The sequence below is a fragment of the Providencia rettgeri genome, from assembly GCF_041075285.1.
GTDB lineage: Bacteria > Pseudomonadota > Gammaproteobacteria > Enterobacterales > Enterobacteriaceae > Providencia > Providencia rettgeri_G.
In genome coordinates, this window is sequence record NZ_CP163512.1 from 847983 (window position 1) to 860955 (window position 12973).

12 protein-coding genes, 1 other RNA gene and 1 pseudogene are annotated in these 12973 nt (G+C 39.1%); 6 read left to right on the forward strand and 8 right to left on the reverse strand.

All coding sequences use genetic code 11. From position 1 onward, the window contains the following. Positions 1-476 precede the first annotated feature (476 nt). A complete protein-coding gene (locus AB6N04_RS03850; RefSeq protein ID WP_369310610.1) occupies positions 477-1466 on the reverse strand; it encodes a glycosyltransferase family 52 in 990 nt (329 codons plus the stop codon). A 227-nt stretch (positions 1467-1693) separates the two neighbouring features. Between AB6N04_RS03850 and AB6N04_RS03855 the strand changes: the two are divergent. After that, a pseudogene (locus tag AB6N04_RS03855) lies at positions 1694-2497 on the forward strand (CatB-related O-acetyltransferase). A gap of 219 nt (positions 2498-2716) precedes the next feature. Here AB6N04_RS03855 and ssrA read toward each other — a convergent pair. Both ssrA and smpB read right to left on the reverse strand, forming a co-directional pair. Beyond that, positions 2717-3080: a transfer-messenger RNA gene (ssrA, locus tag AB6N04_RS03860) on the reverse strand. 48 nt (positions 3081-3128) lie between these two features. After that, the gene (smpB, locus tag AB6N04_RS03865) at positions 3129-3611 is read right to left on the reverse strand and encodes an SsrA-binding protein SmpB (RefSeq protein ID WP_206082532.1); all 483 of its coding nucleotides are present in this window, start codon (positions 3609-3611) and stop codon (positions 3129-3131) included. 153 nt (positions 3612-3764) lie between these two features. Here smpB and AB6N04_RS03870 point away from each other — a divergent pair, with 153 nt between their 5' ends. Continuing rightward, positions 3765-4199, forward strand: coding sequence for a type II toxin-antitoxin system RatA family toxin (locus AB6N04_RS03870; RefSeq protein WP_369310612.1), 435 nt, complete (start codon positions 3765-3767; stop codon positions 4197-4199). Next, positions 4192-4488: an RnfH family protein gene (locus tag AB6N04_RS03875; protein ID WP_369310614.1), complete on the forward strand. Its 297-nt coding sequence runs from the start codon at positions 4192-4194 to the stop codon at positions 4486-4488. Before AB6N04_RS03870 ends, AB6N04_RS03875 begins: the two co-directional genes overlap by 8 nt. A gap of 180 nt (positions 4489-4668) precedes the next feature. Here AB6N04_RS03875 and bamE read toward each other — a convergent pair whose 3' ends face one another. The 3 genes from bamE to nadK all read right to left on the reverse strand — a co-directional run bounded on the left by bamE (position 4669) and on the right by nadK (position 7805). Next, on the reverse strand, positions 4669-5046 hold the full coding sequence (gene bamE, locus AB6N04_RS03880; protein ID WP_369310616.1) for an outer membrane protein assembly factor BamE: 378 nt from the start codon (positions 5044-5046) through the stop codon (positions 4669-4671). 112 nt (positions 5047-5158) lie between these two features. Continuing rightward, on the reverse strand, positions 5159-6820 hold the full coding sequence (recN, locus tag AB6N04_RS03885; protein WP_369310617.1) for a DNA repair protein RecN: 1662 nt from the start codon (positions 6818-6820) through the stop codon (positions 5159-5161). Between the two features lie 85 nt (positions 6821-6905). After that, positions 6906-7805, reverse strand: a complete 900-nt coding sequence (gene nadK, locus AB6N04_RS03890; RefSeq protein ID WP_369311956.1) for an NAD(+) kinase — start codon at positions 7803-7805, stop codon at positions 6906-6908. A 101-nt stretch (positions 7806-7906) separates the two neighbouring features. On the opposite strand from nadK, the gene grpE reads away from it, so the two are divergent. Beyond that, complete coding sequence (gene grpE / locus AB6N04_RS03895) at positions 7907-8500, forward strand: nucleotide exchange factor GrpE (protein WP_369310618.1); 594 nt, start codon at positions 7907-7909, stop codon at positions 8498-8500. A gap of 50 nt (positions 8501-8550) precedes the next feature. Here grpE and ung read toward each other — a convergent pair whose 3' ends face one another. Beyond that, positions 8551-9231 (reverse strand): uracil-DNA glycosylase, encoded by a 681-nt coding sequence (gene ung / locus AB6N04_RS03900; protein WP_369310619.1) that lies wholly within the window; start codon positions 9229-9231, stop codon positions 8551-8553. 380 nt (positions 9232-9611) lie between these two features. On the opposite strand from ung, the gene grcA reads away from it, so the two are divergent. Next, complete coding sequence (grcA, locus tag AB6N04_RS03905) at positions 9612-9995, forward strand: autonomous glycyl radical cofactor GrcA (RefSeq protein ID WP_369310620.1); 384 nt, start codon at positions 9612-9614, stop codon at positions 9993-9995. Between the two features lie 158 nt (positions 9996-10153). Beyond that, a complete protein-coding gene (locus AB6N04_RS03910; RefSeq protein ID WP_369310621.1) occupies positions 10154-11599 on the forward strand; it encodes an ankyrin repeat domain-containing protein in 1446 nt (481 codons plus the stop codon). A gap of 32 nt (positions 11600-11631) precedes the next feature. On the opposite strand, the gene srmB is transcribed toward AB6N04_RS03910, so the two are convergent. Further along, positions 11632-12972 carry an ATP-dependent RNA helicase SrmB gene (srmB, locus tag AB6N04_RS03915; RefSeq protein WP_369310622.1) on the reverse strand — a complete coding sequence of 447 codons (1341 nt, stop codon included), beginning with the start codon at positions 12970-12972 and terminating at the stop codon, positions 11632-11634. Position 12973: the final 1 nt, after the last annotated feature.

Sequence of the window (12973 nt, forward strand, 5' to 3'; positions counted from 1 at the left end):
GCAGCGAGTGGTGCGAATGTGTTAACAACTGGCGGTTCGGATTCGGTGACCATTGGTAAAGGACACCTTCCTGCGGTTTCATTAAAGTTTTCAGGTTCGACAGCGTCAAGTGGAGGGCATACACATGCTCGTGGCACGATGAATATTACAGGCGAGCATGGTTATATGCGCCGTGATTCTGCTCAATATGCTTATGCATCAGGGGCCTTCTCACTAGGCGATGGTGCGTCCAATGGTGGGTATACAGGTTCAACTAACGTGAGTTCTCGTAAGTATGTATTTAATGCGGCTAGTTCATGGACGGGAGAAACTTCAAATAATGGGGCGCATACTCACTCATATTCAGGGAATACAGAAAACTTAGGTTCAGGAGCCGCTTTAGCAGTAACAAATGCTTATATCATGTTGATGGGCTGGTATCGAATTAGTTAAAACTAATAAGTAATGGCGAATACATTCGCCATTACCACTCAATATTAGTCAATATCGTATATGGTTACTTTAGATTTTTTAAATAAACTAAATGAGTTTATTATGTCATCTCTAATTAATTTTGTTTGTAGCAAAGTTATTTTTACATTAGGTATATCCATTACGTTAAGTTGGCATGTACTACCAAACCCAATAATATTTAACATGTTATTTTCGTTTGCTAATTTATAAATGTAATCTTCTGAAATGGTATCAATACAGCGTTCTTCCATGTGAAAAGCGTTTCTTGACAACTCTCTAGGATGCCTTAGGTAAATAATATTATCATATTTACTATTTATATTATTTATTTTCGTTAATAAAGATTCTAAATTTTCAGCATTTTTAGTGCGCAGGATATCTTTAAATCTTGAGCCTACAAAAATATTGACTATTTTATTGTTTTTGGTTTTTTTTGTAGTCTCAATATGTTCACTTTCTTTACGAAATAGTTCAAGCTTGACTACATTTGATTTTACATTATATTTCTTATTTTCATTTAAAATAGTGTAATGTAATATTGTGCTATCAACAATTTTTTGCGTATTATAGATTTTTTTGAAGAAAAGTCGTGACAGTTTATATCTTAGCTTGCTCCTCTCCTTCATACGATTATCAATTTCTTGTATGCTTTCCAATGAGTTGAGATTCAAAATCCCATCATCAAACGTTTCTATTGAGATGTTAGCCCCTAAGAGACTCACTATATAATGAAGAGGCAATTCACCTGCATTGGCTAGGTACACCGTAACAGGGTCACTAACTGATTTTTTCATATAGTTATTAATTACTATCAAATTCACTATATCGTAGTCCATTCTAGCGATTAAGTGAGAATCAAAATTATGTTCTAATTCTTTTTTAACTCCCCTCATAATATTTTTATTTGTTTTTAGGTAAATTGCGTGACAAGTACCATCTGTCAATTGTTTTTTTATTGTTGTCGCAATTCTAAGCTGAAGTGGAGAGCAGATTAAAAATATATGTGATGACATTACTATTTTCCATACTTTTATTTATAGCTTAATTATTTCTTAAGTATAGCTCTTAACTAAGTAAATAGCACTAATTTATACGTGGTTTTTCTGCTGATCTTATCCGTATAGCATATCGAATTTTAACTATTTCACTTGGTTACTATTTTTGCTCAAGTGTGATTTAATGTGAGAGACTAGTTATGATATAGTTGGTTATACTTAATCAAATAAGAAGTAATTACACAATGGAAAACATGGACACTTCAATAGAGTATGTTTTTAGATGGAAAAAAGCACATGAAGACTATCTGATAGAAAATAAAATTTTTTTGAAACAAGGTGGTCAATCTAAAAAAGTGGATGGTGTTTATTCCAGACGAAATTTTTTTCTTTTCAACCGTGGGTAAAAGATTAGGATTATTGGTGATATTTTTGTTGAAGAATATTCAATGATGCCATTTCGTAGCTTTTGTTCTGTTGGTGCCTTTTCTGAACCAACCTGCCGCTTTCCAAATGGTACTGTCATAGGTCGCTATTGTAGCATAGCGAGTCGAGTGAAAGTGATGGGAGGTCATCACCCATACCATCGTTTTACGATAAGCACCTTAACATATAAAAAAGATTATGAAGTTATAGCGGGTAAGATGGGTGGAGAGTGGAAAGCTAATCCTTATGATACGAATCTTGGTTCCCCAGTAATTGGAAATGATGTTTGGATCGCGGACGATGTGGTGATAAAAGGCAATATTAAAATTGGTGATGGTGCGGTTATAGCGGCAAACTCAGTAGTAACTAAGGATGTTCCTCCGTATGCTATCGTTGCTGGAATCCCTGCAAAGGTAATCAAATATCGATTTACAGATGATGTTATCGCTGAGTTATTGAAGATTAAATGGTGGGATTATAAATTTACGGATCTACCTGACAATCAATACTGTGATGATATCGGTTATTTTGTTGATAATCTCTCGCTAAGTATTAAGCGAGGGGACATCGAGCCAACTATTTATAAAAAATTCAACATAGGGAAAGAGTTGAGTAATCTTTGAAATATTGGGTGTACATAAGTTGTGGTGTGAGTGCTTAAGATTGGTGAATGTGCTCAGTAGGCAAATAAAAAAGCCCACCGAAGTGGGCTTTTAGTAACTTTCAAATGCGCGTGCATTTCACGTGCACTTTCTAGTCTTAATGTTGCCAGTGTCTAGTCCAACTGATTTTGCTAACTTCCTGTTTTTAAACCTGTTGTCCTATCACTGACCCACCAAATTTGGTGGAGCTGGCGGGAGTTGAACCCGCGTCCGAAATTTCTACATCCTCGGTACTACATGCTTAGTCTAGTCTTTAATTTCATTTGCCAACTGCGGATAGACACGCCATCAACAAACTATCCTGATTAAATTTAACGCTGCAACCCCAGGCAAGGCATTCACGCGATCTCTTTTGGGTTTGACCTCTCTTGATCCCCGTCCTAAGAGCGGAGGCTAGGGAGAGAGGGCTCTAAGCAGGTTATTAAGCTGCTAAAGCGTAGTTTTCGTCGTTTGCGACTATTTTTTTGCGGCTTTTTACGAGGCCAACCGCCCCTCGGCATGCACCTTGGGTTTCGCAAATCCCGTCGAATCCAGAATCAGCCCCAAGTTGTTGAGTGCAGTATAACAGAAAATTATCCTATAAAGCTAGGACTTAGCGATTAGAATGTTTCATTATACGTGCTTTATCAAGTTGCCATTCGCGTTCTTTGATATCAGAACGCTTGTCATGGGCTTTTTTACCCTTAGCAACACCGATTTTTACTTTGCACCATGCATTTTTCCAATAAAGGGAAAGTGCGATGACAGTGTAACCTTCACGGTTAACTTTACCATAAAGGGTATCTAATTCACGTTGGTTTAACAATAACTTACGACTACGTGTTGGATCACAGACTACATGGGTAGAAGCGACATTAAGTGGTGTAAAGTTAGCACCAAATAAATAAGCTTCGCCGTCTCTGAGTAATACGTAGCTGTCACCGATATTGGCTTTACCTGCACGCAGTGATTTAACTTCCCAACCTTGTAGGGACAAACCCGCCTCGAACTCCTCTTCGATAGAATATTCGTGGCGAGCACGCTTGTTCATAGCAATAGTTGCTGAACCGGGTTTATATGGTTTTTTCTTTGTCATAGTGCAATCATTATACTGTAAGCTGAGTTGAATGAAATCTTTCTGCGTTGATATTTTTCTGATTGTGCATTTATTGCCCTATATGGGTTTTGTTTTTTGTTTAACCAATCAATGGTGCTATTATATGCCCAGTTTTTAGGGATAGGAATTGATATGCCACAGATTAGTCGCTCTGCGTTAGTCCCTTTTAGCGCGGAACAAATGTATAAACTCGTTAATGATGTGATTTCATACCCAAGTTTTTTGCCTGGGTGTGTGGGAAGTCGAATTATCAGCCATAGTGCTGACGAAATGACGGCTTCTGTTGAGGTATCAAAAGCGGGAATTAGCAAGACGTTCATTACAAAAAATGTGCTTGAAGACAATAAGTGTATTCATATGCAATTAGTGGAAGGGCCGTTTAGTAAGCTTTCAGGCGGGTGGAAATTTATTCCATTGAGTACAGACGCCTGTAAAATTGAGTTTCACCTCGATTTTGAATTTACTAATAAACTGATTGAGCTGGCATTTGGTAAAATTTTTAAAGAGCTAGCCAATAATATGGTGCAAGCTTTTACGTTGAGAGCTAAGGATATCTACAGTGTCTGATATCAACATCGAAGTGGTGTATGCGCTACCAGAAAAGCAATTTTTGTTATCTGTAAAAGTTTCTGAAGGTACAACAATAGAAGATGCCATACGGGCATCTGGTATTTTGTCACTGCGAGATGATATTGATTTAAAGAAAAATAAAGTAGGAATTTATAGTCGTCCTGCGAAACTTTCTGACATCGTGCAAGATGGTGAACGAATAGAAATTTATCGACCTTTACTTGCTGACCCTAAAGAGTTGCGCCGTAAGCGTGCTGAAAAATCGAAAGAAGCAAAAAGTCATTAAGGCTTTTTTGAATTGTTAAAACGATCAATTGAGAGTACTTCAAGTCACTCAGTTTTTGTTGTTACCCAGTAAATTAACTGAAAGTATCATCACCTATTAACAAAAACACGAATAGCTACCTGTGAATAATTGGTTACAGGTAGCTATATTTTCAGTTCTTATATTAATGCATATGCATTATTATTCAGCTGTTTTAGTCTCAGCCGCTTCCATCGATTCTTGAGCCGCAAGGTTTTTCTCATTTTTGATGTCAGTCAGAATACCGTTGCGATCAAAAATGAGTGTTAGTGTTTCTTGCTTAACGGGATCATGCCCCAGCTCTTGGCGGAATACGTAATACCAGGTCTGAGTACCAAACGGGTCGGATAACATTGGTGTGCCCAAAGTATAAGCGACCTGTTGCTGAGTCATTCCTTTTTGGATCTTAGCAACATCTTTCGCTGTGAGGTAATTACCTTGGTTAATGTCCGGGTGATAGACAAGACGTTCCATCATTGAACAGCCCGTAGACATTAATGCGAGTGATAGTGCAGCAGCAGTTAACAATTTATAACGCATGGATATCTCATTCCTTTTGGAGTCAGAACATCAATGATAATCGACATTGATACATTTTAAAACCTTCCTTATCGACTCTAAGACCACATGTGTGCAAAAAAGTTGTCAAAAATTATGCTGCAAGCAATTCTTTTGCATTTGCCAACGTGTTCTTTGTAACTTCAGAACCCGCTAAAAGCCTTGCAAGCTCTTGTAAACGTGATTTTTTATCTAGTAATTGCATATGCGTTTCGGTTTCAACACCATTTGTTTCTTTGCTAACGTAAAAATGATGGTGACCACAACCCGCGACTTGGGGAAGGTGAGTGACGCACATCACTTGGGTTGATTCACCAAGCTCCCGTAATAATTTGCCTACAATGGCAGCGGTAGGGCCACTAATACCAACATCAACTTCATCAAAAATTAACGCAGGTGTATCCATTTTTTTCGCGGTGATAACTTGGATAGCGAGGGCGATACGAGAAAGCTCACCACCCGAAGCCACTTTTGCAAGTGATTGATGTGGCTGTCCTGGGTTAGTTGTGACATTAAATTCAATTTTACAAGCACCATCAATTTGAAGTTGTTCAGGTACAAATTTGACATCAATTGTGAATAAGCCGTGTGGCATAGATAGTTGATGCATGCTGTTGGTAATCAGAGAGCTGAGTTCTTGAGCATAATGTAAACGGACATGGTGTAAGCGTTCAGCGCAAGCCAAAGCTTTTTGGTGGTCAGCGAGAACTTGTGCGTTTAATGCCTCACAGTCTTCATTTTGATTAGCAATTTGCTCTTGCTCAGATAAAAGTTGTTGAAATAATTCAGGCAAAGCTTCAGGAGAAATATGATGTTTGCGTGCTAGACTAATTTGTTTGGAAATACGCTGTTCAAGTTCAAACAAGCGATTAGGGTCGAGTTCATATTGGTCACAATAATGCTTGATTTCATCACTCACTTCGCTCACTTGGATTGATGCTTCTTCGAGCATATCAAGTAGGCCTGAAAATTTAGGGTTTAGTGCAACTAAGTCAGTTAGTTCATTTTTTGCCATGTTCAGCAGACTGATAACATTGGCCTCATCATTTTCGGACAAAATTTGCGCTGCATTTTGCCCAATAGTTAAAAATTGACCATGGTTTGCTAGTTGTTTGTATTCTTGATCAATTTCCTCGAACTCACCTTGTATAGGAAGAAATTCATTAAGCTCTTTCAAGTGATATTCTAACAATTGCTGACGTGATTCACGCTCTTGCATTTGCTTTTGAAATACAGCAAGTTGCTGGCATGAATTATGCCATGCTTGCCATGTTTGTTTCATTTGAGCAAGGAGTTCTTGCTGGTTTGCATAGGCATCAAGCAGTGATTTTTGATGAGTTGCATCAAGTAATAATTGATGTGCATGTTGACCATGAATTTGAATTAATAAGGTACCTAACTCTCGAAGTTGGGAGAGGGGAACTGAAACGCCATTAATAAAGCCCCTTGAACGCCCATCAGAGGCAATAGTACGGCGTAATAAACATTCGTTTTGGTTATCAAGTTGGTGCTCTACTAACCAGTTTGCGGCCATTTGCGCATCAGATAACGAGAATCGGGCACAGAGATCAGCGCGCTGAGCACCGGGACGGACCATATTGGCTTCGCCACGGTTACCCAAACACAGGCCGAGCGCATCAATTGCAATCGATTTGCCTGCACCTGTTTCACCAGTGATGGTTGTCATGCCGCTACGAAAATCAATTTCTAACTCACGGACGATAGCAAAATTATTGATGGTTAATTGGGTAAGCATCTGCGCTCTCCTGTAAAAATACACACCTGTGTTTTCATACAGTTTAGCCTGTTTTTTTATACAGTAAAGAGCCTAGAGCAAAAAATTAGAAAGTTTTTTTAGCCCACCCTAATTTTGAACTTAATGTATTGAAATAATTATAATCTTGAGGATGAACTAAATTCAGGTTTTTACTACTACGCTTGACGATAACCTCTTCACCATCTTGAATCGGTAACATAATTTGGCTATCACAGCTTACTTCATACTCAATATTAGTGCGCAAAAATTTCAAGCGAATACTACTATCACTGCTAATGACTAAAGGTCGCGAAGACAGCGTATGAGGGAACATTGGCACTAAGACAATAGCGTCTAAATTAGGGGTTAAAATGGGGCCGCCTGCCGATAAGGAATAGGCTGTTGAGCCTGTTGGAGTGGCGATAATTAGCCCATCAGACCGCTGTGAAAATGCAAATTTTTCATCGATATAGACCTCAAACTCAATCATATGAGCAACTTTTCCTGGGTGCAGAACGATTTCATTAATTGCGCTGCTTTTTCGTGCTTTTTGATTGGGTTTGATAACTTGGGCTTCAAGTAGAAAACGTTTTTCTTCCCGATATTCACCTTCAAGTACGCGGGAAAGTTGTTGTAAAGCATTATCGGGGTCTAGATCAGTTAAAAAGCCTAAATTTCCACGGTTTACACCAATAACTTTATTGTTATAACGGGATAATATACGCGCTGCACCGAGCATGTTGCCATCACCACCTACCACAACGACTAAATCGGCCTGTTGACCAATTTCGGTCAATGTTCCGGTTGTCGCATTGATTAGCTTCAAGTCTTTAGCAACTTGCTTGTCAATAATGGCATGGTAGTTTTTTGAGATCAGCCAATGATAAATAAGTTCATGAGTCGCTAATGCTTCAGGATGCCTTGGATGCCCGACAATGCCTATCGTTTTAAAGTGAGAATGTGGTGTATTATTGTCCTTTCGCATACTTTTTTGGCCTCTCATTGTATGACTTCCCTTGAATCCCTGTATTAGATCCCCATAATACTCTCATATATGGGATTAATGCTAAATACGCGGAGATATTCATGAGTAGTAAAGACCAAAACATGCATGATGAGCAAGCTTCTGAGCAAAATGAGCCACAAAAAGTTCAAACAGAGCAAGAAGTAGACGTTCAACAAGCTGATGAAATGCAAGCAAATGAACAAGCATTGGCAGCGCGTATTGCTGAGCTTGAGGAGCAATTAGCCGCTTCACAAAAAACCGAACGTGAAGCAATGCTACGTGCTCATGCTGAAATCGAAAATATTCGTCGTCGTACAGAGCAAGATATTGAGAAGGCACATAAATTTGCTCTCGAAAAATTCTCTAACGAGCTCTTGCCTGTGATTGATAATTTGGAACGTGCTATTGATGCCGCTGATCGCGATAATGAGCAATCAAAAGCGATGTTAGAAGGGTTAGAACTGACGCTGAAAACATTCTTAGATGCAGTCGCTAAGTTTGGTATCGAACCTGTGGGCGATGTGAATGTACCGTTTAACCCGGAAATTCACCAAGCGATGACAATGGTTGAATCCCCAGATCACCAAGCTAACCATGTGATTAACGTGATGCAAAAAGGGTACACGTTAAACAATCGTTTACTCAGACCTGCAATGGTGATTGTGTCTAAATAATCGCTGAAATGGGATACATGAGTATCCCATTTTTTGTCGTCAATTTGCCATCACTGGTTGATGACGGGCTGCCAATCAATGGGTGCTTTGCCTTGTTGAGTTAAGATTCTATTTGTTTGAGAAAAATGTCCGCAGCCTAAAAAGCCGCGATGAGCCGAGAGTGGTGAAGGGTGTGGTGCTTTTAAAACATGATGGCGTTTAGTATCGATAATCCTTCCCTTTTTCTGGGCATGAGAACCCCAAAGTAAAAAGACTACGCCCTCGGTATTTTCATTAATTGCTTCAATCACTTTATCTGTGAATGTTTCCCACCCTAAATGCGCATGAGAATGGGCATTGCCTTGTTCAACAGTGAGTACGGTATTTAATAGCAATACACCTTGTTGTGCCCAACTTAATAAATAACCATGTGATGGGCGTGTAAATCCTGCGATATCTTTTTCGAGTTCTTTATACATATTCACAAGGGATGGTGGTGGCTTAATACCCGGCAACACTGAAAAGGAAAGACCGTGTGCTTGCCCTGGACCATGATACGGATCCTGACCTAAAATAACCACTTTAATATCAGCAAGTTCGGTATAGCGGAAGGCATTAAACACATCATCTTGTGGAGGGTAGATGATTTTCCCTGCTTGGCGTTGTTGCGCGACATAGGCGAGTGTTTCTTTAAAATACGGTTTTATTTTTTCAGGGCCAATGACGTCGTGCCATGTAATGGTTTTTGACATGAGATTATCCATAACAATAAAGGTTAGGGCGCAATTTATAACTGAACCAAAGTTGATATTAAGCTTACTGGTTCGCTGGTCAGAGATAAAGCCCTGATGTTGATAATTTCTTTAAAATTAATTTGAAAAAATATAAAAATTATTAAAATTTTCTCAGAGTGAATATTGATTTAAATCATAAAGTTGAGTGGGTTTGATTAATTGCTATACGGAATAATTGATAAATATCAAAGAAAGTGACCATTTGAGCTGGTATAAAATACCTATAGACATTGGTTAGACCAAATATCCAATTGCAAATATTTAAGATATTAATGGTTAATTACGCTTTGATAGATAAAACAAATCGAGCGCAATCTAGTTCGAACGTGGAGGTCGACATGATTACAGGTATTCAAATTACTAAAACTGATAATGCAGCATTATTGAACTCTTTCTGGTTACTGGATAACGAGAAAAATGAAGCGCGCTGTGTTTGTGCTAAAGCAGATTACAATGAAGGTCAAATAGTTGCTAAAGACGAATTAGGCGCTTTTGAGTACCGCGAAGTTCCTCTGGAAATGCAACCAACTGTCCGTGTAGAAGGTGGTCAGCACTTAAACGTTAATGTATTAAGTCGTGAAACGCTAGAAGATGCAGTGAAAAATCCAGAGAAATATCCGCAGTTAACGATCCGTGTTTCAGGTTATGCCGTACGTTTTAACTCATTAACGCCTGAGCAACAACGTGATGTCATTACCCGTACTTTCACTGAAAGTCTGTAATAAAGATTAAATATACTGACATCTAATACAGCATAACAAATTCTAAAGCCATTGATATCAATGGCTTTTTGTTTGCCTCTAATAAAGTTGATTATTTCTCTTCAACGCTATTTCGCTTTCAATATTCTTCCAACATACGCATTTGTTAGGGAGAATTTATGCCTTTTTCAATACAACCCGCACTTAATTCAGTGGATGAGCTTTCTTTAGCAAGAGAAGGTTTAAGCATTTATTTACAAAATCATCGGTTAGATATTTCATTATGTGGGGGAGAACGCTGGTCAAAACAGACGTCAAAAGACGATTTTTGGGGTTTTAATGCACAAAAAAAAGACTATATTTTGGCTTTATTATCACAAGGTGCTTACCATAAAGGTTGGCAACAAATATTAGGAGTGGAAAAGTTAAATAGAGCGCAGCTTAATGCGTTAGGGATTGATGCAGATTTATTAAGTGATGGATCTTCAGGGTTTCAAGCCAATATATGTCGCTACGAAAATTTATATATACTTTGTTTTGCAGGGACAAATGATATTGTCGATTTTTACGCGAATATTCGCCAAGGTCTTGGCCAATATGAACCTCAATATTTTCAAGCCGTTGGCTTAGCCAATATTTTATTTAATTCAGTAAATGGAAAGATGATTTGTACAGGGCATTCATTAGGTGGTGGTCTTGCATCAATTGCCGCATTGGCGAGTCAAAGCCCAGGTATCGCCTTTAGTCCCGCAGGGCTTGCAAAAAATACTGTAAACAGAATTGGGCTTAATTATGATGTTGCGGAACAACTTGCAGGTGAGGGGCTGATTCGGTTTTATACCGTACAATATGATTGGCTTGACTCATTACAAAACACTTTACCTATCCCTTCAGCGCTGGGAACGCGTATTAAAATGGCTTATAGCGAACAGAGTTCTTGGAAAAATTGGTTACCGCACCGATTATTAACAAGAAGTTTTATTGCACACACGATGGTGAAAATTATTAAGGTGATGTGTAAACAGAAACCATGGAATAATTGGAATGCGATCACAGGAGAATATGATAAAGCGGTAGAGATTCCTTTAAAATTATTTCCAACAGTAGATGAACAACAAAAAACAAATTGGCAAGAATGCTGCGAGAGTGCAATTAAGAAAGGCAATATAGTGGAGTTTTCTAATCTTTTAGAACTGGATAATAAATCAGGTGATCTTGATTTTTTAGCACAGCAGTCTGCTAGGGCAACAAATGGGCAATTTATGCAGGTTTTACTTGAATCATCTTATGGGCAGGCGATTAAAAATACACAGTTAAAACAGCAAAAAGGTATTTTACATTTGGCGGCACAAAGTGGGCGAGTGATGCAGTCTCAAATATTGATAGAGAATGGTTTTATGGTCAATATTACAGATGGTTTAGGTAATACGCCGCTACATGATGCATTAAATAGCCATGCATTAGATGTTGCTGAGTTATTATTGGCAAATGGTGCTGATTGGCGAGTAAAAAACAAACAAGGATTAGACTGCAAAGACATTATTAATCACCATATAATCAAACGTGATTTATTAACACCAGAAGGAAAGAAAATGCGAGATAAGGTCATGGGTATGATGAGTTAAAATAAAAAACGGGCCGAAACCCGTTTGACTGATTAGTGTGATTTACCGCTAGTCGCTGATGCGGCTGGATTAGCTGGAGTACGGCGTTTCCCAATATTTTTCTTATCGCGATGACGTACTTTTTCTTTTTTCTTAGCCTGTTCCTCTTTCTTTTTCTCTTTGCGTTTCGCAAGCACTTTCTTCGATGGTTTTGGCTTATTTAACATCGCTTCAGATGGCGCTTTCGTGGTCGGGCGCAACGCATCAATAACACGCATTTTGATAGGATCTTCAATATAGCGTGTAATTTTTCCAAGTAATGGAAAGTCATGGGCTTCAACTAATGAAATAGCGGTGCCTTTGCGACCCGCACGACCAGTACGACCAATGCGATGCAGGTAAACGTCAGCGGTTCTTGGTAAATCATAGTTAAAAACATGGCTAACATTGTCAATATCTAAACCGCGAGAAGCGACATCAGTTGCGACAAGGACTTTGACTTGCCCATCAACTAAGCGGCGCACCGCTTCGTTGCGTTTTGCTTGAGGCATTTCACCTTCAAGATAACAAGGTTCAATACCCGCTTCACGTAGCCATTGTACAAGCTCACGTAAGCGCTCACGTTTGCGCACAAACACGATCGCTTTGGTGACTTCTTCTTGCTTCAGTAAATGACAAAGTAGTGCTGTTTTGTGCTCGACATTATCTGCGCGGTAATGAAATTGTTGGATTTTTTTCCGTTCACGACGAGATGGATCTGCATCGATTTCAATCGGATCTTCTAACAGGCGCTCCGCAAAGTCTCGAATGGCTTCCCCTTCGAGTGTGGCAGAAAATAACATGGTTTGTTTGCGCCAACGCGTTTCGCCTGCGATAGTTTCAATGTCGTTTGCAAACCCCATATCTAGCATACGGTCAGCTTCATCGAGGATCAAAATTTCAACCGCACGGCAGTCAAAATTTTCTTCTTTAATATATTGTAATAAGCGGCCTGTTGTGGCGACAACGATATCTTGGTTTTCGCTGAAAATTTCAGCATGGTTCATATAAGCAACACCGCCAGTAATTGTCGCAATGTCTAGGTGATTATGTGCACATAATTCTTTGGCTTGTTCAGCAACCTGCATGGCTAATTCACGGGTAGGCGTGACAATCAGAACTCGGGGAGGGCCTGATTTTTTTCTTGGGAAATCAAGTAAATGTTGAATGGCTGGCAGTAAGAATGCCGCAGTTTTCCCAGTTCCTGTGGGGGCTGAACCTAGAACATCCCTACCATCCATTGCTGCAGGAATAGCCGCAGCTTGAATAGCAGTAGGGCGTTGATAACCTTTGTCTGACAGCGCGTCAATTAGGCTTTCATCGAGATCAAGTTCAGAAAAAGTGGATGCAGTCATG

Excerpts from the sequence above, each read along its gene's own strand:
- AB6N04_RS03850 (WP_369310610.1), bottom strand. The coding sequence starts at position 1,466 with ATGTCATCACATATATTTTTAATCTGCTCTCCACTTCAGCTTAGAATT.
- smpB (WP_206082532.1), bottom strand. The coding sequence starts at position 3,611 with ATGACAAAGAAAAAACCATATAAACCCGGTTCAGCAACTATTGCTATG.
- AB6N04_RS03870 (WP_369310612.1), top strand. The coding sequence starts at position 3,765 with ATGCCACAGATTAGTCGCTCTGCGTTAGTCCCTTTTAGCGCGGAACAA.
- bamE (WP_369310616.1), bottom strand. The coding sequence starts at position 5,046 with ATGCGTTATAAATTGTTAACTGCTGCTGCACTATCACTCGCATTAATG.
- recN (WP_369310617.1), bottom strand. The coding sequence starts at position 6,820 with ATGCTTACCCAATTAACCATCAATAATTTTGCTATCGTCCGTGAGTTA.
- nadK (WP_369311956.1), bottom strand. The coding sequence starts at position 7,805 with ATGCGAAAGGACAATAATACACCACATTCTCACTTTAAAACGATAGGC.
- grpE (WP_369310618.1), top strand. The coding sequence starts at position 7,907 with ATGAGTAGTAAAGACCAAAACATGCATGATGAGCAAGCTTCTGAGCAA.
- ung (WP_369310619.1), bottom strand. The coding sequence starts at position 9,231 with ATGTCAAAAACCATTACATGGCACGACGTCATTGGCCCTGAAAAAATA.
- grcA (WP_369310620.1), top strand. The coding sequence starts at position 9,612 with ATGATTACAGGTATTCAAATTACTAAAACTGATAATGCAGCATTATTG.
- AB6N04_RS03910 (WP_369310621.1), top strand. The coding sequence starts at position 10,154 with ATGCCTTTTTCAATACAACCCGCACTTAATTCAGTGGATGAGCTTTCT.
- srmB (WP_369310622.1), bottom strand. The coding sequence starts at position 12,972 with ATGACTGCATCCACTTTTTCTGAACTTGATCTCGATGAAAGCCTAATT.